Origin of the sequence: Streptomyces sp. CB02058, from assembly GCF_001905505.1 — a bacterium.
In the GTDB taxonomy this organism is placed as follows: Bacteria; Actinomycetota; Actinomycetes; order Streptomycetales; family Streptomycetaceae; genus Streptomyces.
Window position 1 is genome coordinate 674,793 of the sequence record NZ_LIPG01000002.1, and the last position, 26,425, is coordinate 701,217.

Consider the following 26,425-nt stretch of genomic DNA (forward strand, 5'->3'; position numbering starts at 1 on the left):
TCCGTACGCCCGCGGTGCGTTCCCCGCTGCCGTCCCACGAGGATCCGCCATGCCCGAAAACCCGCTCCTGCTCCACTGGTTCCTGCCCACGGGCGGCGACGGCCGCGATCCCGGCGGGGTCACCGCCGTGCAGGGGAGGACCGGCGCCGCCACCCGCCGTCCCGCCGACATCGGCTATCTGGCCCAGGTGGCGCGCGCCGCCGAACAGGCCGGATTCCACTCGCTGCTGACTCCCGTCGGGCTCGGTTGCGTCGACCCCTGGATCCTCACCGCGGCCCTCACCCAGCACACCGACCGCATCGGGTTTCTGGTCGCCTTCCGCTCCGGGTTCGCCAGCCCGGTCCTGCTGGCCCAGCAGGCCGACGCCTTCCGGCGGTTCGCGGGCGGAAGGCTCCGGCTCAATGTCGTCACCGGCGGCGACCCCGCCGAACAGCGGGCGTACGGCGACCACTTGGCCCACGACCAGCGCTACGCGCGCACCGACGAGGTGATGGCCGTACTGCGCGACCTCCTGGAGGGCAAGCGCGTCGACCACAGCGGGGAACATCTGCGCATCGAGGGCGCCCAGCTCCACGAACCCGCCCTCCAGCACCCCGTGCCCCTCTACTTCGGCGGCGCGTCCCCGGCCGCCGAGGCCGTCGCCGCCCGCCGCGCCGACGTACAGCTGCTCTGGGGCGAGCCGCCCGCCGCCCTCGCCGAGCGCATCGGACGGCTCCGCGCCGCGGCCCCCGCGCTCCGCTACGGTCTGCGGCTGCACATCATCAGCCGGGACACGTCCGCCGAGGCGTGGGCCGAGGCGGACCGCATCCTCGCGGGCATCGACCCGGAGGCGGTCAGGGCCAGCCAGGAGCGCTTCGCGCGCATGGACTCCACGGGCCAGGCCCGGATGGCCGCGCTGCACGGCGGCTCCGCCGACGCCGCGAAGCTGGAGGTCGCCCCGAACCTCTGGGCGGGCATCGGACTCGTACGGGAAGGGGCCGGCACCGCGCTCGTCGGCTCGCACGACGAGGTCGCCCAGCGGCTGTACGAGTACCAGCGCCTGGGGATCGGCGAGTTCATCCTCTCCGGCTATCCGCACCTGGAGGAGGCCTACCGGGTGGGCGAGGAAGTCGCCCCCCGGCTGCGCGCGCTCGTCGCGGGGGCGGGAGCGTGACCCTCGCCGCCGGGAAGACCGCGCCCGCACCGGCCGTCGCCGATCCCGTACGGGCACGACGCGTCCCGCCGAGGATCGCCGCCCTGCGCTGGACGGGGCTGCGCGCCGTCGCCCTCCTCGTCCTGCTCGCCGCCTGGCAGGCCGTCGTCTCCGCCGAGGTCTGGCCACGGGTCCTCGTGCCGTCGCCGGGGGAGGTCTGGCACCAGTTCGTCCTCGCCTCCACCGTCCACGACGGGGTGCGCGGCTACAGCGGACACCTGCTGATCGAGCACCTCGGCGTCAGCCTCCGCCGCATCGGGATCGGCGCGGGCTACGCGATCCTCGCCGGCATTCCGCTGGGCCTCCTCATCGGCGTCGTCAAACCGCTCGCCGTCGTCCTGGAACCGGCCGTCACCTTCCTGCGCACCCTGCCGCCGCTCGCCTACTTCTCGCTGCTCGTCATCTGGTTCGGCATCGACGAGTCGCCGAAGATCTGGCTCCTCGTCATCGCGGCCCTGCCCCCGATCGCCGCCGCCACCGCGGCGGCCGTCCGCACGGTGCCGGGCGACCTCGTCGAGGCCGCGCGGGCGCTGGGCGCGGGCCCCGTGTCGCTGCTGCTCTCGGTGCGGCTGCCCGCCGCGCTGCCGGAGATCCTCACCGGCGTACGCATCGCCGTCGGCGTCGCCTACACCTGCGTCGTGGCCGCCGAGACCATCAACGGTGTCCCCGGCATCGGCGGCATGATCCGCGACGCCCAGCGCTACAACCAGACCGCCGTCGTCATCGCCGGGCTGATCGCCATCGGCCTCTCCGGCATCCTCCTCGACGCCCTTCTCAAGGGCGCGGAGCGGGGTCTCGTGCCCTGGCGCGGCCGGTCCTGATCCCCATGTCCTTCCCTCCGCACCCCCTCCCGTCCTCCCTGGAGCCCCTCATGACCGTGGCCATCCGCCGCCGCGCCGCCCTGCTGACCGCCGCCCTCACCGTGCTCACCCTCGCGGGCTGCGGCGACGGCGGATCGTCCGACAGCGGAAGCGGCAGGACAGCCGTGCGCATCGCGTACCAGGCGATACCCAACGCCGACCTCGTCGTGAAGAACCAGAAGCTGCTGGAGAAGGCGCTCCCGGACGCCGACATCAGCTGGGTGAAGTTCGACTCCGGCGGCGACGTCAACACCGCGGTGATCTCCGGCTCCGTCGACCTGGGACTCGCGGGTTCGAGCCCCGTCACCAAAGGGCTCTCCGCGCCGCTGAACATCCCGTACAAGGTCCTCTGGATCCACGACGTCATCGGAGACAACGAGGCGCTGGTCGCGAAGAAGGGCATCGGCTCCGTCGCGGAGCTGAAGGGGAAGAAGGTCGCCGCCCCCTTCGGCTCCACCACCCACTTCTCGCTGCTCGCCGCGCTCGAAGGGGCCGGGGTGGAGCCGGCGGACGTGAACATCGTCGACCTCCAGCCGCAGGACGCGCTCGCCGCCTGGACCCGGGGCGACATCGACGCCGCGTACGTCTGGACGCCGACGCTCAGCGAGATCCAGAAGACCGGGACGACGCTGATCACCAGCCGCGAACTCGCCGAACAGGGCAAGGTCACCGCCGACCTCGGCATCGTCACGGACTCCTTCGCGAAGAAGTACCCCGACATCGTCACCACCTGGCTGAAGACCCAGGACCAGGCTGTCCAGCAGACCAGGTCCGACCCGGAGAAGGCCGCCGCGTCCATCGGCGCCGAGCTCAACATCACGCCGGCCGAGGCGAAGAAGCAGCTCGCGCAGCTCGTGCTGCTGACGGTGGAGGAGCAGCGGGGACCGGACTACCTCGGCACGGCGGGCGCTCCCGGGAAGTTCGCGAGCCATCTGCACGAGGCGGCCGTCTTCCTCGAGGGGCAGAAGGCCGTGGACGCGGTCCCGGACGCCGCCGTCTTCGAGAAGGCCCTCGCCGTGGAGGAGCTGGCCCGTGCCGCAGGCTGACACCGCCGACATCGCCCTGCACGGGATCACCGTGCGCTACGGGAAGGCCAAGGCGGCCGTCACCGCCGTGGAGAACGTGTCACTGACGGCGGCACCGGGGGAGTTCGTCGTGCTCGTCGGCCCCTCGGGCTGCGGCAAGACGACCCTCCTGCGGATCGCGGCCGGCTTCGTCACGGCCGCCGAGGGCACGGCGACGGTACGCGGAGAGGCCCCCGTGCCCGGCCGCGCGACGGGCGTCGTCTTCCAGCAGCCGAGGCTGTTCCCGTGGCGCACGGCCGGTGGCAACATCGCGTTCGCCCTGGCCCGGCACGGTGTGCCGCGTGAGCTCAGGGCGGAGCGTACGGAGGAACTCCTCGCGCGGGTCGGGCTCGGCGGCATGGCGGGCCGCCGCACCTGGGAACTCTCCGGCGGTCAGCAGCAGCGCGTGGCCATCGCGCGGGCGCTGGCCGGGGAGCCCCGGGTGCTCCTGATGGACGAACCGTTCGCCGCACTGGACGCGCTCACCAGGGAACGCCTCCAGGAGGAGGTGCGCACCCTGGCCGTCACCTCCGGGACCACGGTGCTCTTCGTGACGCATTCGGCGGAGGAGGCCGTGCTCCTCGGCTCCCGGGTCCTGGTCATGGCGGCGGGCCCCGGCAGGGTCGTCTCCGAGCTGGACGTCGGGCTGGAGCGCGCCCCGGACACCGACGTGGCCGCCCTGCGCGGCACCCCCGCGTTCTCCCGGCTGCGCGGGGAACTGGCCGCGGTGATGCGCGAGGCGGCGCTGGCCCCGGCGGGCTGACGGGCCGCCGCCCCGGCCGCCGCCCCAGGACCCGGTGGTCGGGGCGGCGGCCGGACAGCCGGTCAGGGAGCCTGCGTGACCTTCGGCATCTCGCCCGCGGTCGTCGTGGGATCGAAGAGCGAGAACACCGCGCCCTGCGGGTCCGTCAGGGTGGCGAACCGCCCGAACGGGATGGTCATCGGGCCGAAGCGGAGCTCCGCCCCGAGCGACTTCGCCTTCTCCACCGCCGCGTCGCAGTCCGCGACGGCGAAGTACACGTTCATATGGGCCGGTACCTGGGGGGAGAATTCGGCCCCCATCTTCATCCGGCCGAGCACCGGCTCCGCACCGAGGTCGTAGAGGGAGAAGTCGATCGCGTCATCGTCCAGGTGCTTCACCCCGTAGCCGAAGACGGCCGCGAAGAAGTGGTCCGCCTTCTCCGCCTCCCGTGTGTAGACCTCCGCCCAGGTGTAGGCGCCGGGCACCGTCTGCGCCTCGAAGCCCTTGTGGCTGCCGGACTGCCAGACCCCGAAGGCGGTCCCGCCGGGGTCGGCGGCCAGCACCATCGTCCCGAAGTCGCCGACCCGCATGGGCTCGACCAGCACCTCACCGCCGTTCGCGCGGATCTTCGCGGCCGTCGCGGCGGCGTCCGGCGACGCGAGATACAGGCACCAGGCGTTCGGCGCGTCCTGGCCGGGCGCGGGAGGCGAGAGCGCGGCGACCGCCTTGCCGTCCACATGGGCCTGCGTGTACTCGCCGTACTCGGGCATCGACGCACCGAACGTCCAGCCCAGGAGCTCGCCGTAGAAGCGCTTCGCGCCCTCCAGGTCGCCGAACGTCCCGTCGGCCCAGCACGGGGTTCCCTCGGTTTGTGCGGCCATGACTCGGACCCTTCTCCACTCGACGGTCGGTCCCTTCTGTCACGCTAGCCAACCGGCGCCCCGGCGGCGCGCCGAGCCGCGCTCAGTCCGCCGGTGCCTCCGGTCCCACGACCGAGCGGGCCACCCCCAGCTCCACCAGGTCCTGGGGGCGCAGCCGCAGCTGGCCGGCGGTGGCCCGTACCTCGTCGGGGCCGCGTTTCAGGATGGCCGCCGCCAGTTCCGGTGCGATCACCGAGAAATAGCTGTCCGCCGTGACATGGGTGTTGTCCGGAGCCGCCAGCGCCAGCGCGCCGCCCGAGCCGCCCTCGCCGATCACCAGGGTGGTCACGGGGACCCGCGCGGCGGCGACCGCCGCGAACACCTCGGCGATGGCGGCGCCCGCTCCCGCCCGTTCGGCCGCCGCGTCGTTGGCGGCGCCCGGTGTGTCGATCAGCGTCAGTACGGGGATGCCGAGCCGGTCCGCGAGCCGGAGCACCCGGGCCGCCGTGCGGTAGCCCGCGGGGCGGGTCGCGGTGCCGCACTGGGCGGCGTACGCCACGGGACGCCCGTCGCGCAGGCCCACACCGCAGAGCAGCCCCGGATCGGTGCCCCCGCAGCGGTCGCCGTTCAGCGGCAGCCGGTACGTGAAATAGGCGTCCAGATAGGCGGCGGCCCTGGGCCGAGCCGCCGCACGGGCCTGCTCCACCGCGTCCCAGCCGGTCGCCGGCAGCCCCGTGTCCGACAGCGCGCCCGGCACCGGGGCGGCCGTGGCCGGGCCCGTGTCCCCCAGCACGGTCAGCCAGCGGCCCAGCGTCCCGGCCAGTTCGTCCGGCGGGACGACCGCGTCGATCTGGCCCGCCGCCCACTGCCCCTCGGCGGTGTAGGCGCCCGGATCGGCGCCGGCCGGCCGCACCCGGGAGCCCGCGAAGCCGACCTGTGCGCCGGGCAGGGCCAGCACCACATCGGCGCCCGCGCCCAGGGTGGCCCAGCCGCCCCCGGTCGTCGGATCGCGCAGGACCGCGATCTGCGCCAGCCCCTCCGCCCTCAGCAGCGCGGAGGCGCGGGCCACCCGCTGGAGCTGTATCAGCGCGATCATGCCCTCCTGCATGCGGCTGCCCCCGGTGGCGACGAGCGAGACGAGCGGCAGCCTCCGCTCACGCGCCAGCGCGTAGGCGGCCTCCAGCAGGTCCCCGGTGCGCCCGCCCAGCGAGCCGCCGAGGAAGCCGAACTCGAAGGAGACCAGCACGCACTCCCGGTCTCCCACGACGGCCGTCCCGTACAGGACGGACTCCTCCTCGCCGGTCCGTGCGGCGGCGCGCGCCCTGGACTCCGCGTAACCGCTCCAGCCGAGCGGCCCGTCAGGGGGAGCCGGGCGCGCGGCCGGACGGTGGGCGGTGAAGCGCCCGGTGACGGCGGCGACGGCCTCCCTCGCGGACATCCGGCCGCCGCGGGACTCAGGCACCGAGCGACCGCTTCATGATCTTGCCCAGCTCGTTGCGGGGCAGCGCGTCGAGGAGGCGCACCACGCGCGGGCGCTTGTGCGGGGCCAGCAGAACCGCCACATGGTCCGCCAACTCCCCGTCGGAGGGCGGCGATCCGGGGTCCGCGGGCACCACCCAGGCGACGATCCGCTCACCGAGATCCGCGTCGGGCTCGCCGGTCACGGCGGCCTCGCGCACACCGGGATGGTCCAGCAGCGCGTTCTCGATCTCGCCGGCGCCGATCTTGTAACCACCGCTCTTGATCAGATCGGTGGCCTTGCGCCCGACGATCCGCACATAGCCGTCGGCGTCGATCGTCGCCATGTCGCCCGTGCGGAAGAAGCCGTCCTCGGTGAAGGCCGCCGACGTGGCGTCCGGCCGGTTCAGATAGCCGGTGAAGAGGTTCGGGCCGCGCACCTGGATCTCGCCGATGGACGCGGTGTCCCGGAGCACGGAACCGTCCTCCTCGACGAGCCTGAGCTCCACGCCCGCCAGCGGCGGGCCGACCGTCCCGGCGCGCGGGGCGCCGTCGGCACGTACGCCCGTGTTCATCAGGGTCTCCGTCATCCCGTACCGCTCGATGACCCGGCGTCCGGTGGCCGCCGCGATCCGCTCGTGGTCGTGGACCGGCAGCGCCGCCGAGCCGGAGACCAGGAGGCGGGCACCCGCCAGGGCCTCGGTGAGCTTCCCGGCGGTCGCCGGATCGTCCAGCGCGCCCGCCAGCCGGTGGTACATCGTGGGCACGCCGAACAGCATCGTGCCCCCGGACAGCAGCTCGCGCGCGACCCCCTCGGCCGAGAACCTTCCGAGGTGGCGCACGGAGCCGCCCCGGCGCAGCGGGCCCAGGACGCCCAGGATCAGTCCGTGGACATGGAACAGCGGCAGCGCGTGGACCAGGACGTCCCGGCCGGTCCACTGCCAGGCGTCCTCCAGCGCGTCCAGCGAGGCGGCGACCGCCCGGCGAGGGAGCACCGCGCCCTTGGGAGGGCCCGTCGTGCCGGAGGTGTAGACGACCAGGGCGGGGGACTCGGCGGGCGGCTCGGGAAAGTCCGCTGCGGGCGCCCGTCCGGTGACGGCCGTGCCGACGTCCAGCCGCTCCAGGCCGCCGAGCGCGGACGGCAGGGCGTCACCCGCGCCGGCCAGCACCGCGGAGGGCGCGCTGTCGGCGACGATGTGCGCGAGTTCGCGCTCGCCCGTCTTCGGGTTGAGGGGCACGGCGGGCACTCCCGCCCGCAGCGCCGCCACGACGGCGACCACCGTCCCGGGTGTGGACGTCGCCCAGACGGCGACCCGTCCGGCTCCCGCGATCCGGGCCGCGAGCGAGGCGGACGCCTCGTCCAACTGGGCGTAGGTCAGGACGTGTTCGCCGAACCGGACGGCCTCCGGGGAGTCCGTCCGGCCGGACGCTCCGCTCAGCGCGGGCAGAAGTGAGGTCACCCGGTGAACCCTAAGGGCTGTCGTCTGGACCGGGCCGGGAACGAGGTCGGCCACAGCGTCCCGCCGGCCGGGAAGCGCGGCCGGCGGCACCGGCCCGCGCACGCTCGTACGCGCCGGCCCGGGTGGCCGGTCAGCCCTCCCGCCGGATCGTCCGCATCCGGCCGTACGCGTACACGCAGCCCGCCAGCGCCAGGTCGGAGAGCAGCATGAAGCCGATCGAGTACGAGCCCTTCGCACTGTAGATCGCGCCCATCACCAGCGGCGGTACGAAGCCGCCGAGGCCGCCCATCGCGCCGACGATCCCGGTCACGCTGCCCACCTTGGCCTGCGGTGTCACCTGCGAGACCAGGGCGAAGACGCTGCCGCTCGCGGTGCCGAGCCCTGCCGCCATGCAGAGCAGCGCGATCGTGCCCAGCGGGTTCAGCGGCGGGTCGAAGGCCTGGACGATGGCCATCAGGGCGGCGAGCAGCAGCGCCCCCGCGGTGACCAGGGCGGGGTGGGCACGGTCCGAGAGCCAGCCGCCGATCGGCCGGAAGATGACGGTGACCAGCGCGAACCCCGCCGCCTTGGTGCCCGCCTCGGTCGGCGACATCTCGTACCAGGTCTTCAGATACGTCGGCAGATACACCCCGAAGGCCACGATGCCGCCGAAGCCGATCGCGTACAGCGCGGACAGCTCCCAGGTGACCCGCAGCCGGCCCGCCTCGCCCAGCCGGTGGCCCAGCGAGTCCGCCGGGATCTTCCGGTCCGGATGGTCGGTGATCAGGACCGCGGCGAGCAGCGAGTACACGACGAGAGCGCCGGCGACGATCCAGAACGGCAGGTTCTCGCTGTGCTTGGCGATCCTCGGCGTGAAGTAGCCGGACAGCGCGACACCGCCCATGCCCATCCCGAACACACCGAGCGCCAGGCCCCTCTTCGCGGGCGGGAACCACGAGTTGACCAGCGGGATGCCGATCGCGAACGTCGTGCCGCCGAGGCCGAGCAGGAACCCCACCGCCAGCATCGCCCCGTAGGAGTTCTTCGCCGGGATCAGCAGCAGCACCGGGACGATCGTCAGTGCCGAGACGACGGGGAACATCAGCTTCGCGCCGTACTTGTCGGTCAGGGCGCCCGCCGGGATACGGCCGAGCGAGCCCACCAGCACGGGCACCGCGACCAGGAGCGACTGCTGGAAGGAGCTCAGGTCCAGCCGGTCCTTGAAGTCACCCGACAGCGGGGAGATCAGGTTCCACGCCCAGAAGGTGAGCGTGAACCCGATCGTGGCCATGATCAGATTCCGGTAGGCGGCGGAGGACTGCTTCCGGTCCGGGGCTGGGGCCTTCTCGACGGTTGTGTCCACAGCGCAAGTCAAGGGCGGACGGCCGGGCGGGGCACGGCGGACTGCGCCATCCGGGTAAGGCCCTCGCACCGCAGACGCCCCATGGGCACGGGCCCTCCCCGGGGCCCCCGCGGACGTCGCTCGCCCGCCCTTTCCGGCCGGGGGCTGCCACAATCGCCGTTATGGACCGGCTGGACAGAGAGATCCTCGGCATCCTCCAGGAGGACGCCCGGATCTCGTACCGCGATCTGGGCGTGCGCGTGGGTCTCAGTGCCAACGCGGCGGGCGACCGTGTGCGCCGTATGCGCCGTGACGGGGTGATCCGCGGCTTCACGGTCATCGTCGACCCGGCCGCCGACACCCGTTCCGGCCTGGTCGTCTTCATCGACGTCTCCCTGCGCCTCGACACGACGAACGAGGAGTTCGAACGCGCGGTGCTCACCCTGCCCGGCATCACCGAGGTGGTGCACGTGACGGGCGGCCACGACTATCTCGTACGGGCCACTGCCGCCGACCCCGGCTCCCTGGACGCGCTGCTGCGACGGCTGAAGAAGGACGCGGGCGTCGCCCACTCCAACACCCGGATCGCACTCAGAGCGGCGCCTGCCAGATGACCGTCGGCGACCGGCTGCCGTCCTCGGCCCGCCCGTCGTCCGCGACCACCAGACGCACCGCGGGGCGCCCGTCGGGCAGCCGGGCCGTCGCGTCCACCTCCACCTCGACCGCCGAGACGCCGGTCCTGCGGTGCGCGGTCGCCAGTGCCCCGCGCAGCACGTCCAGCAGCTGAGCGTCCACCGTTTCCGGCACCAGGGCGTCCACCGCGCCGGTGAAGTGCACCGAGGGCTGGAAGCCGAGCACCGCTGCCGCGCCCCCCGTCTCGCGCAGCACCCGGCCCCTGAAGGTCGTGGGCGCCTCGGCGGGCGGCTGCTGGAGCGCGAAGATGGCCGTCCTGACCTCCTGGATGGTGGAGTCCAGCTCGTCGACCGCCTTCGCCAGCAGCTCGGCGGTCCCGCTGCCGCCCGCGGTGTCCTTGCGGCGGGTCGACTCCAGCATCATCTCCGTCGCGAACAGACGCTGGACGACGAGGTCGTGCAGATCGCGGGCGATGCGGTCGCGGTCCTCGTAGACGGCGAGCTGCTCCCTGTAGTGCTGCGCGTCGGCCATCACCAGGGCCAGCGCGGCCTGGGAGGCGAACTGCGAGGCCAGCTGCCGGTCCAGGTCCGTGTAGGGCTTCCCGCCGCGCCGCCTGGGCAGGGCGAGCGTGCCGATGAGCCGCCCCCCGCTCTCCAGGGGCAGCATCATGCTGGGGCCGAAGCGGGACCGGACATGGGTCGTCATGCGGGGGTCCGTCGAGGAGTCGTCGATGAAGACCTCCTCACCGCCCAGCAGCTGGACGAGGACGGGGGCGCCCGGCCGGATGGCGGTGCCGACGAGGCCCGCCGGGTCGTCGCGCGTGGCGGCGGCGACGATCTCCATCCCGCCGTCGGCGGTCGGCTGAAGGATCACCCCGGCCGCGGCACCGGCCAGCATCCGCGCCCGCTCGGCCACGGTCGTCAGGGCGTCCGTGGTCCCCGCGCCGCTCAGCAGCGCCCGGGTGACCGCGGCGGCCCCTTCGATCCAGTGCTCCCGCTGCCGCGCCGCCTCGTACAGATGGGCGCCGCCGATCGCCGCGGCGGCCTGGGACGCGAGCAGCCGCAGCAGCGCCAGATCGGTGTCGTCGAAGCGGCCGGGCTCCTCCGCGGTGAGGCAGAGGCTGCCCAGCACCTCGTCGCGCACCCGGACGGGGGCGCCGATGAAGGAACGCACGGCCAGGGGACCGGCGTGCGGACGGTCGGTCAGATCGTCGACGCGCACCGCCTGCGCGTCGTCCACCAGCGCGCCGAGCACCCCCGTACGCCCATGGAGGAGCGGTCCGGCGTCGCGGCGCTCGTCCTCGCCCAGGCCCGAGGTGAACAGGTCGGTGACATGGCGGTCCGCGCTGTCCAGGAGGGCCAGGGCACCGTGGCACGCCCCGGCCAGCGTCGTGGCGGTGTCCACGATGTGCTGGAGGGTGGTCCGCAGGTCGAGTCCGGGCCAGGCCACGGGCGAGCCCCGCGGCTCAGCCGGCGATCGGGGCGAGGACCAGCGGCTGGACCGTGCCGTCCAGCATCGCGCCGAGGCCCAGCACCGAGCACACGTCGGGCCGCTCGGCGATGTGCACGGGCACTCCGGTCGCGTCGCGCAGCATCTGGTCGAGACCGGGCAGCAGGGCGCTGCCGCCGACCATCATGATCCCGGAGTCCGCGATGTCGGCCACCAGGTCGGGCGGGCAGTCGCGCAGCACCTTGCCGAGCCCGTCGAGCACGGCGGTGAGCGGGGTGTGGATCGCCTGGCGCACGGCGGCGGTGTCGACCTGCACCGAGCGGGCCAGCCCGGTGGCCACGTCACGGCCGTGGATCTCCGTCACCGCGGGGCCGTTCAGCATCAGGCCGTTGCCCCGCAGCGCCAGCTGGAGGGGGCGCACCGACTGGCTGGGGAGCATCAGCTCGTGGTGCTGGCGCAGGTGCTGGATCACCGCGTGGTCGATGGCCTCGCCGCCGATCGGGATGCGCACGGCGGTCACGATCGATCCGAGCGAGAGCACCGCGATCTGCGTGGTGGCCGCCCCGCACACCATGATCATGGTGGCGGTCGGCTGCTCGACGGGGAGCCCGCAGCCGATGGCCGCCGCGATCAGGGTGTCGACCAGCTCCACCCGCCGCGCGCCGAGGCCCACGAGCGTCTCGACGGCCGCCCGCTGGGCCAGCGGATCGGCGTCGTGCGGGGTGCAGGCGGCGGCCCGCAGCCGGGGCTTGCGGCGCAGCTGGCGGCGGAGCTTCTCGCCGAGCAGATGGCGCAGCATGCGCTGCGCCATGTCGATGTCGACGACGGTTCCGCCGGAGACCGGGCGGGCCACCCGGATGTAGGCGGGCGTGCGCCCGGTCATCTGCTCGGCGAGCGCGCCCACGGCGATGAGCGAGCCGGTACGCGTGTTCACGGCGGCGACACTGGGCTCGTCGACGACGAGCCCCACGCCCTTGATGTAGACACGGGTCCTCGCGGCCCCGAGATCGACGGCGACATGGCAACGGCGCAACTGATCGAGACTGACGGTCACGGCAGGTTCTCCCGAGAGCGCTGGCGGCGGACACCGGCGGCAGCCGGCTCTCCTGGCATCGTCGCGCCGGGGCGGGAGCGGCGCGCGCTGGGTGAGCCGTAGGGGGGAACCGGAGCTGACGGCGCGACAGATCTCAGTCCCGGGTCTTCCGTTTGGATCAGGCCGGATCACGGAGCGGGGTCCGGTGCCGTGCATCGCAAGGCGGAGGAGGGAGCCAGTGGGGTCTCCCCTGCTCGAGCGGAGCCGAGAGCTTGAGGAAGGAGCCATGGAGACCGACGACAACGCCGCGAAGTGCGGTGCCAGGGCACGCGAGCCCGGCCTGATCCGAACGAGAGGCCCCTAGCCGGGCAGCAGCCGCTGGAAGAGTCCCCAGGTGAACTCGGCCACGCGCGGCTCGCCGCCCGCCGGATCGGTGAAGGCCAGGGCCCAGCGGGTCGGCGCGCTGCCCTCCATCGGGCGGGCGGGCGCGAAGGCCCTGGCCACCTCGTCCACGGTGCAGGACCAGGGGTGGAGATCGGCGGTGGTGCTCAGCCCGGGGCCCGGAGCGCCCGGTGCGCGGACCAGCCATTCGTTCCAGACGGCCCCGCCGGGCCCCGCCATCACCTCGAACCGCAGGTCCGGCCAGAGCGGGAGCGGCCACAGCAGCGCGTCGCACTCCAGGTCCCCGACCGTGCGGCGTACGGAGCTCTCGGGCTCGCCCAGCACCGAGCGGTAGCGGCGGAGCGCGCCCCGGCCGCGCGGGGCGCGCAGCATGGCCTGCCAGCGGCGGTTCGCCTCACGCATGTCGGCGAGGGAGGCGCTCAGTTCATGCCGGGCATCCTCGACGAGATCCGGCTGGTGGTCGGCCATCCGGCGCAGCAGGACGAGCTGGAACTGGAGCGGCCCGAACGGGGCGGGAGCGGTCATGGAACCCATCCTGCCCCTTACCGAACGTATCGGACGGGGCGCATCGGAGTCCGGGATTCCACACAGGATCCTCACCTGTGCGGCTTCCTGTGTTGTTCCGCGCGCGTCTACTCTTCGGGCGCCATGGACTACTGCCACCCGTGCCAACGGCACCTCAACGGGGCGCTGGCGTGCGCCGGTTGCGGAACCCCCGCCGACGCGCTGAGCCCCTATGCCGTCGCGGACGGTGCCCGCGGCGAGCCCGAACCGGCGGGCGGGACCCCGGATTCGTCCGGGGCCACCGCCGGGCGCCGCCGCGCCCGGGGCGCCGAAGGGCGGCGCGTCCGCTCTGCACGGCGCGGGCGCCGTGCGCACCGGCGCAGGGGCCGCGCGCTGCTGCTGACCGGCGTGGGTGTGGTGCTGGCGCTGGGGGCGCTGAGCCTCGCCGAGCTGGCGACGGAGCCCGAGGGCGACAGCGGTGCGGCGGACTATGTGACCGAGGCGACGGCGTCAGCCGACGAGGCCGTCCCCTCCGCCTCACGGAGCACCGCGCCCGACGACGAGCCGGTGGACGTGCCCACCGTCGTACCCGTCACCGATGCCCGTACGGAGGAGGCCACGGACGCTCCCGTCCCCACCGGGGCACCCCAGGTGTCCCCGTCGGCCTCCGCCCCGGGGGACGCCGGACCCTCCACGTCGGCCTCGGCGGATCCGGAGGGGAGCGAGGAGCCGGACGGGCCCCCGCCCTCGGACGGGCCGACGACGGCCCCGGCCGACCCGGAGCCCTCCCAGGAGCCCGCCCCCACCCCTTCGCCGTCCGAGACGTGCGAGAAGTGGCTGTGGTTCTGCGTCTGACGGGGCCCGCCCGCCGACGGCCGGGCCGGGGCCCTCGGTCCGGATCGGGCCGGACGGGACGCCAGGGCCTCTAGGACGCCTCGGGGGCGCCCTCGCCGAGCATCCTGCGGAGGAGGTCGCGCAGCACCGTCCGCTCGCTCTCCGACAGCTCGGCGAGCGGCTCGCGGGCGAAGTCCAGGGCGTCCCGGAGCTGCCGGGCCGTCCTGAGGCCCTCCTCGGTCGGGGCGGCCAGCTTCACCCGCCGGTCGGCAGGGTCGGGGCGGCGTTCGACCAGGCCGCGGAGCTCCAGCCGGTCGACTATTCCGGTGATGTTGGACGGCTCGCACTTCAGCTTCCGGGCGACCTTGCGCATGGGCATCGGCTCCAGGGACAGGAGTCCCAGCACACGGGCCTGCGCACCGGTCAGCGCGTGCGTGGCCGCCGCACGGTCGTACTCCTCGTGGTAGCGCGCCACGACGTCGGCGATGAGCTGGATGACGTCGAGGGTGAGCGGGTCGGTGCGCGAGGTGGCCATGACACCCAGGGTACCGAATTACTTGACAAGGTGAAATATCTGGACGCATGGTTGTTTCATGTCCTGAAGCTTTTTCGCTTCCCGCACCCGTACGACATCGAGGAGAACCCGAGCCCATGTCTGCAGCACTTCCCACGACCAGCCGTGAGTGGCACCTCGTAGCCCGTCCGCACGGCTGGCCCGAGGCCACGGACTTCGCGCTGCGTGAGGCGCCGGTGACCGCACCCGGCGAGGGCCGTGTCCTCGTCCGCAACCTCCACTTCTCGGTCGACCCCTACATGCGGGGCCGGATGAACGACGTGAAGTCGTACACCCCGCCCTTCAAGCTCGACCACCCGATGGACGGCGGCGCGGTCGGCGAGATCGTCGCGTCGAACGCCGAGGGCTTCGCCGTCGGCGACCACGTCCTGCACGGCCTCGGCTGGCGCGAGTACGCCGACGTCCCCGCCAAGCACGCGGTCAAGGTCGACGGCTCCATCGCCCCGCTCTCCGCCTACCTCGGCGTGCTCGGCATGCCGGGCCTCACCGCCTACGCGGGCCTGTTCGAGGTCGCCTCCTTCAAGGAGGGCGACGCCGTCTTCGTTTCCGGCGCGGCCGGTGCGGTCGGCAGCCAGGTCGGCCAGCTGGCCAAGCTCAGGGGGGCCTCGCGGGTCATCGGCTCCGCCGGTTCCGACGAGAAGGTCAAGCTCCTGGTCGAGGAGTACGGCTTCGACGCGGCCTTCAACTACAAGAACGGTCCCGTCCGCGAGCAGCTCGCCGCCGCCGCCCCCGACGGCATCGACGTGTACTTCGACAACGTCGGCGGTGAGCACCTGGAGGCCGCGATCTCCTCGCTCAACGTGCACGGCCGCGCGACCATCTGCGGAATGATCGCCCAGTACAACGCCACGGAGCCCACCCCGGGCCCGCGCAACCTCGCCCTCGTCATCGGCAAGCGGCTGCGTCTGCAGGGCATGCTCGTCGGCGACCACGCCGCGCTCCAGCCGCAGTTCGTCCAGGACGTGGCCGGCTGGCTCGCCTCCGGCGAGCTCAAGTACAACGAGACCAAGGTCCAGGGCATCGAGAACGCCTACGACGCCTTCCTCGGTCTGCTGCGCGGCGAGAACACCGGCAAGATGATCGTCTCGCTGGACGCCTGACCGGATCGCCCTCCCGCTGCTCGCCCGGCCTGCGCGGGTCCAGCGCGAGGGCGCTCCGCCGCAAGCCGGCGTACGGCGGGAAGGTGCATGGCTCATGCCTGTCGGAGATCCGGGCGGCGGGCGATCGGAGTGCCCCGACGGCCACCCGCTAGGCTCGGCCCAGGCCGTCGCGGTCGTGGGCGCGAGTCGCGGCGCATCAGCAGGAGGAATCACCGTATGACGATCCAGCACATAGACGTGGCCTACACCGCCGTCGCCACCGCCGAGAACGGCCGTGACGGCCGGGTCTCCTCCGACGACGGACAGCTCGACGTCGTCGTCAACCCGCCGAAGGCGATGGGCGGCAGCGGCGCGGGTACCAACCCCGAGCAGCTGTTCGCGGCGGGCTACAGCGCCTGCTTCCAGGGCGCTCTCGGTGTGGTCGCCCGTCAGGAGAAGGCCGACATCACCGGTTCGACGGTGACCGCGTCGGTCTCCATCGGCAAGACCGAGGCCGGCGGCTTCGGCCTGGAGGTGGCGATCAGCGCCTCCATCCCGAACGTCGACAGGGCCACCGCCCAGGCGCTCGTCGAGAAGGCGCACCAGGTGTGCCCGTACTCGAACGCCACCCGCGGCAACATCAAGGTGGAGCTGTCGGCCGGCTGACCCCGCCCGATCACGTACGTCCGAGGGCCGCATCCCGTCACCGGGGTGCGGCCCTCGGTCGTGTGCCGCCGGTCCGTATCCGTAAGAGCGTGCAAAGGCATTGACTGCCGCGGAGGTTGAACTCTACGGTCCGTTCGAGGTTACGAGCAGCATTCGAAATTTCGAACGAGTAAGGAAGCCATGACCCGCACCGCGCGCTTCACCCTCGACCCCGCCTTCACCGTCGGGGACGTCGATCCCCGGCTCTTCGGATCCTTCGTCGAGCACCTCGGCCGCTGCGTCTACGACGGCATCTTCGAGCCGGGCCACCCGGCGGCGGACGAGGCCGGACTGCGCACCGACGTCCTGGATCTCGTCCGCGAACTCGGTGTCACCGCCATCCGCTACCCCGGCGGCAACTTCGTCTCCGGCTATCGCTGGGAGGACAGCGTCGGCCCCGCCGACGAGCGCCCCCGCCGTCTCGACCTCGCCTGGCGCTCCACCGAGACGAATCGTTTCGGCCTCTCCGAGTACATCGACTTCCTCCGGAAGGTCGGCCCCCAGGCCGAGCCCATGCTCGCGGTCAACCTCGGCACCCGCGGCGTCCAGGAGGCCATCCAGCTCCAGGAGTACGCCAACCACCCCTCCGGCACCGAGCTCTCCGACCGCCGCATCGGCCACGGCGACAAGGACCCCTTCGGCATCAAGCTGTGGTGCCTGGGCAACGAGATGGACGGCCCCTGGCAGACCGGCCACAAGACCGCCGAGGAGTACGGCAGGATCGCGGCCGAGACCGCGCGCGCGATGCGCCAGATCGACCCGTCCGTCGAGCTCGTCGCCTGCGGTTCGTCCAGCCGCGCCATGCCGACCTTCGCCGCCTGGGAGGCGACGGTCCTCGCCGAGACCTACGACCTCGTCGACTACGTCTCGCTGCACGCCTACTACGAGGAGACCGACGGCGACCGCGACTCCTTCCTGGCCTCGGCCGTGGACATGGAGTCCTTCATCGAGAGCGTCGTCGCGACCTGCGACCACGTCGGGGCGCGCCTCAAGTCGACGAAGAAGATCAACCTCTCCTTCGACGAGTGGAACGTCTGGTACATGAGCCGCTTCCAGAAGGACGCGGAGGAGAACCCGCTCGACTGGCCCGAGGCGCCGAGGCTGCTGGAGGACAATTACAGCGTCACCGACGCCGTCGTCTTCGGCAGCCTGCTCATCGCGCTGCTGCGCCACGCCGACCGGGTGACCGTGGCCTGTCTCGCCCAGCTGGTCAACGTGATCGCGCCGATCATGACCGAGCCCGGCGGCCCCGCCTGGCGTCAGACGACCTTCTTCCCCTTCGCCCAGGCCGCGCGCCACGGCAGGGGCCAGGTCCTGGACGTACGGGTGGACTCGCCCACCTACGGGACGGCGAAGTACGGCGAGACGGACCTGCTGCACGCCACCGCCGTACGCGACCCGGAGACGGGCGCCGTCACGGTCTTCGCGGTCAACCGCAGCCAGGACGCCGTGCTGCCCCTCGAAGTCGCCCTGGAGGGGCTGGAGCTGGCCGAGGTCGTCGAGCACCAGGTCCTCGCGGACGCCGACCCCGAGGCCCGCAACACCCTCGCGGAGCCCGAGCGGGTGCTCCCGCACGCGGCCGAGGGCACCGTGCTCGACGGCGGCACGCTGAAGGCCGCCCTGGAGCCGCTCTCCTGGAACGTGATCCGGCTGGCCTGACCCACGACGACGGCGCCCTTCCCCGCGCGGGGAAGGGCGCCGTCGTCGTGGAGCGGTTCAGCGCGTGGAGAAGGAGTGCACCGTCGTCGACCGGTAGGTGTCGCCGGGGCGGAGCACCGTCGAGGGGAACGACGGCTGGTTGGGGGAGTCCGGGAAGTGCTGGGACTCCAGGCAGAACGCGTCGCCCTGGCGGTAGACCCGTCCGGACGTGCCCGTCAGTGTGCCGTTGAGGAAGTTCCCGGTGTAGACCTGCATGCCGGGCTCCGTCGTGTACATCTTCATGACCCGGCCCGAGCCGGGCTCCGTCACGGTCAGCGCGTACTCCGGGCGGACCGTGATCCCCTTGTCCAGGACGTAGTTGTGGTCGATGCCCTGCCCGTAGCCGATCTGCTGGTGCGGGGTGCGCACCGCCTCGCCGATGGCCCGGGAGCGCCGGAAGTCGAAGGGCGTGCGCGCCACGGGGGCGAGCTCGCCCGTCGGGATGAGCGTCGAGCCGACCGGGGTGTAGCGCGCGGCGGCCAGCTCCAGCAGATGCCCGTCGATGCTGCCGCTGCCCTCGCCCGCCAGGTTGAAGTAGGCGTGGCTGGTCAGGTTGAGGACGGTGGCACGGTCCGTCGTCGCCGTGTAGTCGATGCGCCACTCGCCCCGGGAGGTGAGGGTGTAGACGACACGGACGGCGAGCGTGCCCGGGTAGCCGGCCTCGCCGTCCGGGCTGGTCCGGGTCAGGACCAGCCCGACGTCGCCGTGCTCGGTGAACGGCTCCACCTGCCAGACCCGCTTGTCGAAGCCCTTGTCGCCGCCGTGCAGGCTGTTGGGGCCGTCGTTGAGCGGCAGTTGGTGGGTGGTCCCGTCGAGGGTGAAGCGCCCCTCGGCTATGCGGTTGCCGTAGCGCCCGATCAGACCGCCGAAGTACGGGGACTTCGCCACGTAGTCGGCGAGGTTGTCGAAACCGAGCGCGACGTTCGTGGTCCGGCCCCTGCGGTCGGGCGTTTCCAGGGACTGGACGACACCGCCCCAGGAGAGGACCTTCAGCCGGGTGCCGCCGTTGGCGAGCGTCCAGCGGTGCACCTTCGTGCCGTCGGCGAGTGTGCCGAAGAGCTCCTTGGACGGGGTACGCCCCGAGGATGAGGCGTGCGCGGCCGGGGCGCCCGCCGCCACGGCCACCCCTGCGGCGGCCGTGGCCGCCAGGACGGTGCGTCTGCTGGTTCCGGTGGTGAAGGTCATGAAACAACTCCTGTCGCGAGAAGGGGTGTTACGAACCGACCTTGCGCTTGTTCCAGACGTCGAAGCCGACGGCGGCCAGCAGCACCGCTCCCTTGATGACCTGCTGCCAGTCGGTGCCGATACCGACGAGGTTCATACCGTTGTTCAGCACGCCCAGGACCAGGCCACCGATGATCGCGCCGAGGACCGTGCCGACACCGCCGCTCATCGACGCGCCGCCGATGAACGAGGCGGCGATGGCCTCCAGCTCGAAGTTGAGGCCGGCCTTGGGCGAGGCCGCGTTGAAGCGGGCGGCGAAGACCAGACCCGCCAGGGCCGCGAGCATGCCCATGTTCAGGAAGACCAGGAAGGTGACCTTCTTGTCCTTCACGCCCGACAGCTTGGCCGCGGGCAGGTTGCCGCCGATGGCGTAGATGTGGCGGCCGATGATCGCGTTGCGCATCAGATAGCCGAACCCGACGACGAGCACGCCGAGGATGAGCAGCACGACCGGGGCGCCCTTGTAGCTGGCGAGCAGCAGCGTGACGACCAGGACGGCCGAGACCAGTGCGACCAGCTTCAGCAGGAACAGCTTGACCGGCAGCACGTCGAGGGCGAACTCCTGCTGGCGCTTGCGGTCGCGGACCTCCTGGAGGACCACGAAGGCGATCAGGGCGAAGCCCAGCAGCAGGGTGAGGTTGTGGTAGTTGGTGTTGGGACCGACCTCGGGCAGGAAGCCGTTGGCTATCTTCTGGAGGTCCTTCGGGAAGGGGCCGAGGGTCTGGCCCTTCAGGAAGATCTCCGTCAGACCGCGGAAGAGCAGCATGCCCGCGAGGGTCACGATGAACGACGGTATGCCGAGATAGGCGATGAAGAAGCCCTGCACCGCGCCGGCGACGGCGCCGATGGCCAGGCAGAGCACCACCGCGAGCGGCCAGGCCAGATGGTGTTCGACCATCAGCACGGCGGCCATCGCCCCGATGAACGCGGTCAGCGAGCCGACCGAGAGGTCGATGTGGCCCGCGATGATGACGAGCATCATGCCGATCGCGAGGATCAGGATGTAGCTGTTCTGCAGCACCAGGTTGGAGACGTTGCGCGGGAGCAGCAGGTCGCCGTCGGTCCACACCGCGAACAGCACCACGATCAGGCCGAGGGCCATCAGCATGCCGTACTGGCGCATGTTGCGGCGCATGCCGCCCAGCATCAGCTGGAGCAGGCCCTCACCGGTGGCCGCGCCGCCTTTGCCGGGCGGCGCGGGGGCCGGGTTCTTCGCGGTCACGTCCGTGCTCATCGGGTTACCTCTTTGTCCTTCGTCATCTGACGCATCAGCGCTTCCTGCGAGGCCTCGGCCCGCGAGAACTCACCCGTCAGCCGTCCCGCGGCCATCGTGTAGATGCGGTCGCACATGCCGAGCAGCTCCGGCAGTTCGGAGGAAATGAAGACGACCGCCTTGCCCTGGGCGGCCAGCTGGTCGATGACCGTGTAGATCTCGTACTTGGCGCCCACGTCGATGCCGCGCGTGGGCTCGTCCAGGATCAGCACCTCGGGACCGGCGAAGATCCACTTGCTGAGGACGACCTTCTGCTGGTTGCCGCCGGACAGCTTGCCCACCGGCTCGAAGACGGTCGGTGCCTTGATGTTCATCGACTTCCGGAAGCCCTCGGCGACCTGCCGTTCCCCGTGCTCGTCGACCACACCCCGCTTGGCGACCTTGCCCAGCGCGGTCAGCGAGATGTTCCGGTTGATGGTGTCGATGAGGTTGAGGCCGTAGTGCTTGCGGTCCTCGGTGGCGTACGCGATGCCGTGCCCGACCGCCTCGGGCACGGTCTTCGTGCGGATCTCCGCGCCGTCCCTGAGGACGGTGCCGCCCGCGTACCGGCCGTAGGAGCGGCCGAAGACGCTCATCGCCAGCTCGGTGCGGCCGGCGCCCATGAGCCCGGCGATGCCGACGATCTCGCCGCGCCGCACCTCGATCGACACGTCGTCGACGACCTTGCGCTGCTGGTCGATGGGGTGGTGCACCGTCCAGTTGCGGATCTCCAGGGCGGGCGCGGTGCCCTCCTCCGGGTGGTGCGGGGTCCGCTCGGGGAAGCGGTGCTCCAGGTCCCGGCCGACCATCCCGCTGATGATCCGGTCCTCGGTCGTCTCCTCCGCCTTCACGTCGAGCGTCTCGATGGAGCGCCCGTCGCGGATGATCGTGACCGAGTCGGCGACCCGGCGGATCTCGTTCAGCTTGTGCGAGATGATGATCGAGGTCATGCCCTGTTCCTTCAGCGAGAGGATCAGGTCGAGGAGTTTGCCGCTGTCCTCGTCGTTGAGCGCCGCCGTCGGCTCGTCGAGAATGAGCAGCTTCACCTTTTTGGAGAGCGCCTTGGCGATCTCCACCAGCTGCTGCTTGCCCACGCCGATGTCGGCGACGCGGGTCTCGGGGTGCTCGTCGAGGCCGACCCTGCGCAGCAGTTCGCCGGCGTGCCTGAGGGTGTCGTTCCAGTTGATCAGTCCGCGCTTGGCGTGCTCGTTGCCGAGGAAGATGTTCTCCGCGATGGAGAGGTACGGCACCAGCGCGAGCTCCTGGTGGATGATCACGATGCCGTGCTGTTCGCTCGCCCGGATGTCCTTGAACCGGCAGGTCTCGCCGTCGAAGAGGATGTCCCCTTCGTAGCTGCCGTGCGGATGGACGCCGGAGAGCACCTTCATCAGAGTCGACTTCCCGGCGCCGTTCTCACCGCAGATGGCGTGGACCTCGCCCTGGCGGACGGTCAGTGTGACGTCCGACAGCGCTTTGACACCGGGAAAGGTCTTGACGATCGAGCGCATTTCCAGGACGGGTCCCGCCATGGTCTTGCCTTCCAATCCTTGAGGGGGTCCCGGTTACTTGAGGTCGTTCTCGGTGTAGTAGCCGCCGTCGACGAGGACCTCCTTGTAGTTGGCCTTGTCGACGCTGACCGGCTGGAGCAGGAAGGCGGGGACGACCTTGGAGCCGTTGTCGTAGGACTTGGTGTCGTTGACCTCGGGCTTCTTGTCCTTCAGGACCGCGTCGACCATGTTTGACGCGACCTTGGCGAGCTCGCGCAGGTCCTTGTAGACGGTCTGCGTCTGCTCACCCGTGATGATCGACTTCACCGAGGCGACCTCGGCGTCCTGGCCCGTGACGACCGGCATCGGCTTGGACTTGGTGCCGTAGCCGTCCGACTTCAGGGCGGAGAGGATGCCGATGGAGATGCCGTCGTACGGGGAGAGCACGGCGTCGACCCGGGCGCTGCGGTAGCTGGACGTCAGCAGGTCGTCCATGCGCTTCTGCGCGGTGCCGCCGTCCCAGCGCAGGGTGGTGACCTGGTTGAGGGCGGTCTGCTTGGACCTGACGACGAGGTCGCCCTTGTCCACGTACGGCTTCAGGACGTTCATCGCGCCCTGGAAGAAGTACTTGGTGTTGTTGTCGTCGTTGGAGCCGGCGAACAGCTCGATGCTGAAGGGGCCCTTCTCGCCGTCCTCCAGGCCGAGCTTGTCCACGATGTACGAGCCCTGGAGCTCGCCGACCTTCTCGTTGTCGAACGAGGCGTAGTAGTCGACGTTCTCCGTGCCCAGGATCAGCCGGTCGTAGGAGATCACCGGGATGTCGGCGTCCTTGGCCTGCTGGAGCACGTTGCCGAGGGACTTGTTGTCGATCGCGGCGACGATCAGGGCGTCCACACCCTGGGTGATCATGTTCTCGATCTGCGAGACCTGCTGGTCCGGGTCGTCCTCCCCGTACACCAGCTTGGTCTTGTAGCCCTTGCCCTTCAGTTCCTTCTCGACGTTGGCGCCGTCGGCGATCCAGCGCTCGGAGGACTTGGTCGGCATCGCGATACCGATGGTGGCGCCCTCGGCGCCACCCTTCTTCTCCTCGCTGCCGCCTTCGCTGTTCTGGCCGCAGGCGGTCAGAGCGAGGGCGAGGGAGGCGGTGGAGGCTATGGCGGCGAGTGCGGCTCGGCGGTTGCGCATAGTCATCATCCTTGATGTGGGTCTTGGCTCGGTCCGGTGGTGCCCGAAGGGATGAGGGCGGCTCGACCGAGAACAGGTGTGTGGGATTGTGCGCGGCTGTGTCTTCTTTTGGGGAGCGCGTTTCCGGAACGTTATGACGAGATCCCGAACCGGTTGAGCGACCCCGGGAGCCGGGACCCGAGCGGCGACATCCCGCCGTCGGCCCCGTGGCGCGCGAGCAGGTCGAGCGCGAGACGGCCGCGCCGCACCCGCTCCTTGGCGGAGGACAGCGCCAGATCCCGCAGGTGCTGGCCGTAGGGGTAGATCCCGGGCGACTTGGAGAGGCCGAACTTCAGGTACAGCGGCGAGCCGCGCCGGATCAGTTCGGCGATCTCGTACATCCGCACATAGCCGCCGAGGTCGTCGGGAGCCTCGATGTAGAGATCCATCGGGGCTGCGGACACCCTCCGGATCTCCGTGAACTGGGCGAGCGTCAGGTCCGAGGGGATGTTGATCGAGTCGGCGCCGAGCTGCTCGAACACGGCGTAGGAGGCCGGATTGACCGGTCCGATGAGCGCCGACACCTTGAAGGTGGTGTCCGCGGGCAGGACCCCCTGCGCCCGCAGGCGGTGCAGCGTCCACAGCACGCCCTCGTCGGCCACCAGCAGGCACTTCACACCCAGGGACGCCGCACGCAGGGCGTCCTCCACGCAGCCGGCCAGCGCGTCGTGGCCGCGGGCGCGCAGCCCCGCGCCGCCCGAGTCCGTGCGGACCGACGCCCCGGTGTCCCAGGTGCCGCGCGGCCCGGTGAACAGGCAGAGCTCGATGTCGCGTTCGGCGCAGCCCTCCACCATCTCGGTGATCTCGGCGTCCGTCAGCATCCAGATGCCGCTGCCCTGGCTGATGCGGTGGACGGGGACGTCGAGCCGGGCCGACTCCTTCAGTACGACGCCGAGGGCCTCCGGACCCTCCACGGACGGCACCTCGGTGCGCCAGCTCCCGCCGTCGGGGAAGGAGTGCGTGGAGGCGTCGGCCGAGGACAGGGGTGCCGGGCCGAGGCCGAGCGCGGTGAGCGCGTCATCGCCGGGTCGGCGGGGGCCGGCTGCACCGGGGGAAGAGACAGGGGCGTCTTTCACGACAGGTCCTTCACGTTCGGTATTTCGGACGACATTCGGATCATTGGGTGTACGCCGGTACGGAGGCGGTCAGGACGCCGCCGTACCGGCGTACGGATCGGGGCGGGCCCGTCACGGCCGCAGCAGCACCTTCCCGGTCCCCGGGTCCCCGGACCCCACCAGCGCCACGGCCTCGGCGAACCGCTCCAGCGGGAACTCGTGGGTGATCAGGGGCGCGGGGTCGAGCAGCCCGGCCGTGAACGCCCGCACCGCGTAGGACCAGGCCGACGACGGCGCGCCGAAGACGCTGCGCACGGTGAGCTGGCTCAGCGACAGGTGCACCGGGTCGATGCCCAGGGCGCCCGGGGTGAACATCCCGGTCAGCACGACACGCCCGCCGCGCCGCGCCAGCAGGCACGCGTCGGCCGCGGTGGACGGCGCTCCGGCCGTCTCCACGACCAGGTCGTAGCGGCCCCGTACCTCCTCGGCCTCCTCGGGGACCCGCGCCTCGCTCGCCCCGAAGTCCAGGGCCAGGGCGGCCCGTTCCTTCCGCGGGTCGATCACGGTGAGCTCCGCGGGCGACACCGCCGCCAGCAGTTGCACCGCGAGCAGTCCCAGCGTGCCCGCCCCGAGTACGGCGATCCGCTCGCCGGGCTCGGGTGCCCCGGCCCGCACCGCCGCAGCGATCACCGCGGCCGGCTCCAGCAGGGCCGCCGCCCGCAGATCGGCGTCGTCGGCCAGCGGGTGCAGCAGCCGTGCCGGGACCACCAGATGGTCGGCGAAGGCGCCGGGCCTGGTGAAGCCCGTCTCGTCGTAACCCGCGCCGCACAGGGAGGTCTCGCCCTCCCTGCACCGCTCGCAGCGCCCGCAGGCCCGGAAGCCCTCGGCGACCGTGCGCCGGCCGGTCAGCGCGGGATCGACACCCTCGCCCACGGCGTCGACGGTCCCCGACCACTCGTGACCCGGGACCACGGGGTAGCGCACATAGGCCGGGTCGCGGTGACCGTCGTACACCTCGCGGTCGCTCATGCAGATCCCGGCGGCGGCTACGCGCACCCGGACCTCGCCGGGGCCGGGTTCCGGGAGCGGCCCCTCGGTCAGCCGGTGGCTGCCGGGCCGCTCCACCGTCAACGAGCGGGACAGGGACGTCACTTGGGCTGCCTCTTCTCCCAGCCGTCCGCCCACAGGTCGAACCGCGCCTGCTGCTGCGGGAATTCGGCCGCCGCGTCCACGTCCAGCTCCACGCCGAGCCCCGGGGCGTCGGAGAGCTCGAAGCAACCGGTCTCGGGATCGACGTACGGGGCGCCCTTGACGACCTTCTTGATGTCGGCGTCCGCGAAGTCGTTGAAGTGTTCCAGGATCTTGAAGTTCGGGGTGCAGCCGGCGACCTGGAGGCTGGCCGCGGTCAGCACCGAGCCGCCCACATTGTGCGGGGCGATCAGCGTGTAGTGGGTCTCCGCGGTCGCCGCCAGCTTGCGGGTCTCCAGGATGCCGCCGATGTGGCCGACGTCCGGCTGGATGATGTCGACGGCCTGCGACTCGAAGAGCTCGCGGAACTCGATCCGGTCGTGGATGCGCTCACCCGTCGCGATCGGCAGGTCGACCTTCTCCGCGACCTTGCTCAGCGCCTTCAGGTTCTCCGGCGGCACCGGCTCCTCCAGCCACGCAGGCCTGAAGGGTGCCATCTCGCGGGCGATCCGCACCGCGGTCGACGGGCTGAACCGGCCGTGCATCTCCAGCATCAGCTCGGTGTCGGGGCCGATGGCGTCCCGCACGGCCTCGATGAGGGAGACGGCGTAACGGGTCTCCTCCTGGCCCAGCTCGAAGTGGCCGGTGCCGAAGGGGTCGATCTTCAGGGCGCGGTAGCCGCGCTCGACGACCCCCTGCGCCGCCTTGTGGTACGCCTCCGGGGTGCGCTCGGTGGTGTACCAGCCGTTGGCGTACGCCTTGACCCGGTCGGTCACCTTCCCGCCGAGCAGCTGCCAGACGGGGACGCCCAGCGCCTTGCCCTTGATGTCCCAGCAGGCCATCTCGATGACCGCGATGCCGGACATCACGATCTCCCCCGCCCGCCCGTAGTCGCCGTACTTCATCCGCTTGACGAGGTCCTCGACGGCGAACGGGTCGGAGCCGGTGATGTGGTTGGCCGACGCCTCGCGCAGGTAGCCGAGCAGCGCGTCCGTGCGGCCCAGCATCCGGGTCTCGCCGACTCCGGTGAGACCCTCGTCGGTGTGGACCTGGACGTAGGTGAGGTTGCGCCACGGCGTGCCGACGACATGCGTGCTGATTCCGGTGATGCGCACGGGTGTTGCCTC

General features: G+C 71.8%; 24 protein-coding genes. 9 read left to right on the plus strand and 15 right to left on the minus strand.

All coding sequences use genetic code 11. From position 1 onward, the window contains the following. The first annotated feature begins 49 nt into the window (after positions 1-49). Genes AMK10_RS10135 through AMK10_RS10150 form a run of 4 tightly spaced genes read left to right on the plus strand, consistent with a single transcriptional unit; the run spans position 50 to position 3,879 of the window. Positions 50-1,153: an LLM class flavin-dependent oxidoreductase gene (locus tag AMK10_RS10135; protein ID WP_073747129.1), complete on the plus strand. Its 1,104-nt coding sequence runs from the start codon at positions 50-52 to the stop codon at positions 1,151-1,153. Next, positions 1,150-2,013, plus strand: coding sequence for an ABC transporter permease (locus AMK10_RS10140; protein ID WP_073747131.1), 864 nt, complete (start codon positions 1,150-1,152; stop codon positions 2,011-2,013). Before AMK10_RS10135 ends, AMK10_RS10140 begins: the two co-directional genes overlap by 4 nt. 50 nt (positions 2,014-2,063) lie before the next feature. Continuing rightward, positions 2,064-3,098, plus strand: coding sequence for a taurine ABC transporter substrate-binding protein (locus AMK10_RS10145; protein WP_073747133.1), 1,035 nt, complete (start codon positions 2,064-2,066; stop codon positions 3,096-3,098). Further along, on the plus strand, positions 3,085-3,879 hold the full coding sequence (locus AMK10_RS10150) for an ABC transporter ATP-binding protein (protein ID WP_073747134.1): 795 nt from the start codon (positions 3,085-3,087) through the stop codon (positions 3,877-3,879). Before AMK10_RS10145 ends, AMK10_RS10150 begins: the two co-directional genes overlap by 14 nt. A 62-nt stretch (positions 3,880-3,941) precedes the next feature. Here the strand turns inward: AMK10_RS10150 and AMK10_RS10155 are convergent, their stop codons facing one another. The 4 genes from AMK10_RS10155 to AMK10_RS10170 form a co-directional block, all read right to left on the minus strand. Continuing rightward, positions 3,942-4,739 carry a VOC family protein gene (locus tag AMK10_RS10155; RefSeq protein ID WP_073747135.1) on the minus strand — a complete coding sequence of 266 codons (798 nt, stop codon included), beginning with the start codon at positions 4,737-4,739 and terminating at the stop codon, positions 3,942-3,944. A gap of 82 nt (positions 4,740-4,821) precedes the next feature. Further along, positions 4,822-6,156 (minus strand): carboxyl transferase domain-containing protein, encoded by a 1,335-nt coding sequence (locus tag AMK10_RS10160; RefSeq protein ID WP_073748017.1) that lies wholly within the window; start codon positions 6,154-6,156, stop codon positions 4,822-4,824. Between the two features lie 16 nt (positions 6,157-6,172). Further along, entirely contained in the window at positions 6,173-7,636 is a 1,464-nt protein-coding gene (locus tag AMK10_RS10165; RefSeq protein WP_073747137.1) for an acyl-CoA synthetase, read from the minus strand. 130 nt (positions 7,637-7,766) lie between these two features. Further along, positions 7,767-8,906, minus strand: coding sequence for an MFS transporter (locus tag AMK10_RS10170; RefSeq protein WP_382566157.1), 1,140 nt, complete (start codon positions 8,904-8,906; stop codon positions 7,767-7,769). A 233-nt stretch (positions 8,907-9,139) separates the two neighbouring features. On the opposite strand from AMK10_RS10170, the gene AMK10_RS10175 reads away from it, so the two are divergent. Beyond that, a complete protein-coding gene (locus AMK10_RS10175; protein ID WP_073747141.1) occupies positions 9,140-9,571 on the plus strand; it encodes an Lrp/AsnC family transcriptional regulator in 432 nt (143 codons plus the stop codon). Here AMK10_RS10175 and AMK10_RS10180 read toward each other — a convergent pair. The 3 genes from AMK10_RS10180 to AMK10_RS10190 form a co-directional block, all read right to left on the minus strand. Continuing rightward, a complete protein-coding gene (locus tag AMK10_RS10180) occupies positions 9,549-11,039 on the minus strand; it encodes a sensor histidine kinase (RefSeq protein ID WP_073747143.1) in 1,491 nt (496 codons plus the stop codon). The genes AMK10_RS10175 and AMK10_RS10180 overlap by 23 nt on opposite strands. Before the next feature lie 16 nt (positions 11,040-11,055). Then, positions 11,056-12,093 (minus strand): rod shape-determining protein, encoded by a 1,038-nt coding sequence (locus AMK10_RS10185; RefSeq protein WP_073747145.1) that lies wholly within the window; start codon positions 12,091-12,093, stop codon positions 11,056-11,058. Positions 12,094-12,432: 339 nt separating this feature from the next. Beyond that, positions 12,433-12,999: a hypothetical protein gene (locus AMK10_RS10190; protein ID WP_073747147.1), complete on the minus strand. Its 567-nt coding sequence runs from the start codon at positions 12,997-12,999 to the stop codon at positions 12,433-12,435. 123 nt (positions 13,000-13,122) lie between these two features. Here AMK10_RS10190 and AMK10_RS37660 point away from each other — a divergent pair, with 123 nt between their 5' ends. Further along, a complete protein-coding gene (locus AMK10_RS37660; RefSeq protein WP_198959668.1) occupies positions 13,123-13,833 on the plus strand; it encodes an SCO2400 family protein in 711 nt (236 codons plus the stop codon). A 70-nt stretch (positions 13,834-13,903) separates the two neighbouring features. Here the strand turns inward: AMK10_RS37660 and AMK10_RS10200 are convergent, their stop codons facing one another. Continuing rightward, complete coding sequence (locus AMK10_RS10200; RefSeq protein ID WP_073747149.1) at positions 13,904-14,347, minus strand: MarR family winged helix-turn-helix transcriptional regulator; 444 nt, start codon at positions 14,345-14,347, stop codon at positions 13,904-13,906. A 116-nt stretch (positions 14,348-14,463) separates the two neighbouring features. Between AMK10_RS10200 and AMK10_RS10205 the strand changes: the two genes are divergently transcribed. The 3 genes from AMK10_RS10205 (at position 14,464) to arfA (ending at position 17,829) form a co-directional block, all read left to right on the plus strand. Then, positions 14,464-15,486 (plus strand): NADP-dependent oxidoreductase, encoded by a 1,023-nt coding sequence (locus AMK10_RS10205; protein ID WP_073747152.1) that lies wholly within the window; start codon positions 14,464-14,466, stop codon positions 15,484-15,486. A gap of 216 nt (positions 15,487-15,702) precedes the next feature. After that, positions 15,703-16,131, plus strand: coding sequence for an organic hydroperoxide resistance protein (locus AMK10_RS10210; protein ID WP_073747154.1), 429 nt, complete (start codon positions 15,703-15,705; stop codon positions 16,129-16,131). Between the two features lie 180 nt (positions 16,132-16,311). Beyond that, positions 16,312-17,829: an arabinosylfuranosidase ArfA gene (gene arfA, locus AMK10_RS10215; protein WP_073747156.1), complete on the plus strand. Its 1,518-nt coding sequence runs from the start codon at positions 16,312-16,314 to the stop codon at positions 17,827-17,829. Positions 17,830-17,886: 57 nt separating this feature from the next. On the opposite strand, the gene AMK10_RS10220 is transcribed toward arfA, so the two are convergent. From AMK10_RS10220 to AMK10_RS10250, 7 genes are all read right to left on the minus strand, one after another. Beyond that, positions 17,887-19,053, minus strand: coding sequence for an aldose epimerase family protein (locus AMK10_RS10220; protein ID WP_073747158.1), 1,167 nt, complete (start codon positions 19,051-19,053; stop codon positions 17,887-17,889). A gap of 28 nt (positions 19,054-19,081) precedes the next feature. Continuing rightward, on the minus strand, positions 19,082-20,326 hold the full coding sequence (gene mmsB, locus AMK10_RS10225; RefSeq protein ID WP_073747160.1) for a multiple monosaccharide ABC transporter permease: 1,245 nt from the start codon (positions 20,324-20,326) through the stop codon (positions 19,082-19,084). Further along, on the minus strand, positions 20,323-21,873 hold the full coding sequence (gene mmsA / locus AMK10_RS10230) for a multiple monosaccharide ABC transporter ATP-binding protein (protein ID WP_073747162.1): 1,551 nt from the start codon (positions 21,871-21,873) through the stop codon (positions 20,323-20,325). The genes mmsB and mmsA overlap by 4 nt, the downstream gene beginning before the upstream one ends. Before the next feature lie 33 nt (positions 21,874-21,906). Further along, positions 21,907-23,016 (minus strand): multiple monosaccharide ABC transporter substrate-binding protein, encoded by a 1,110-nt coding sequence (gene chvE, locus AMK10_RS10235; protein ID WP_073747164.1) that lies wholly within the window; start codon positions 23,014-23,016, stop codon positions 21,907-21,909. A gap of 131 nt (positions 23,017-23,147) precedes the next feature. Beyond that, the gene (locus AMK10_RS10240; protein WP_073747166.1) at positions 23,148-24,131 is read right to left on the minus strand and encodes a hypothetical protein; all 984 of its coding nucleotides are present in this window, start codon (positions 24,129-24,131) and stop codon (positions 23,148-23,150) included. Between the two features lie 111 nt (positions 24,132-24,242). Next, a complete protein-coding gene (locus tag AMK10_RS10245; protein WP_073747168.1) occupies positions 24,243-25,262 on the minus strand; it encodes a zinc-dependent alcohol dehydrogenase in 1,020 nt (339 codons plus the stop codon). After that, on the minus strand, positions 25,259-26,413 hold the full coding sequence (locus AMK10_RS10250) for a mandelate racemase/muconate lactonizing enzyme family protein (protein WP_073747170.1): 1,155 nt from the start codon (positions 26,411-26,413) through the stop codon (positions 25,259-25,261). Before AMK10_RS10250 ends, AMK10_RS10245 begins: the two co-directional genes overlap by 4 nt. Positions 26,414-26,425: the final 12 nt, after the last annotated feature.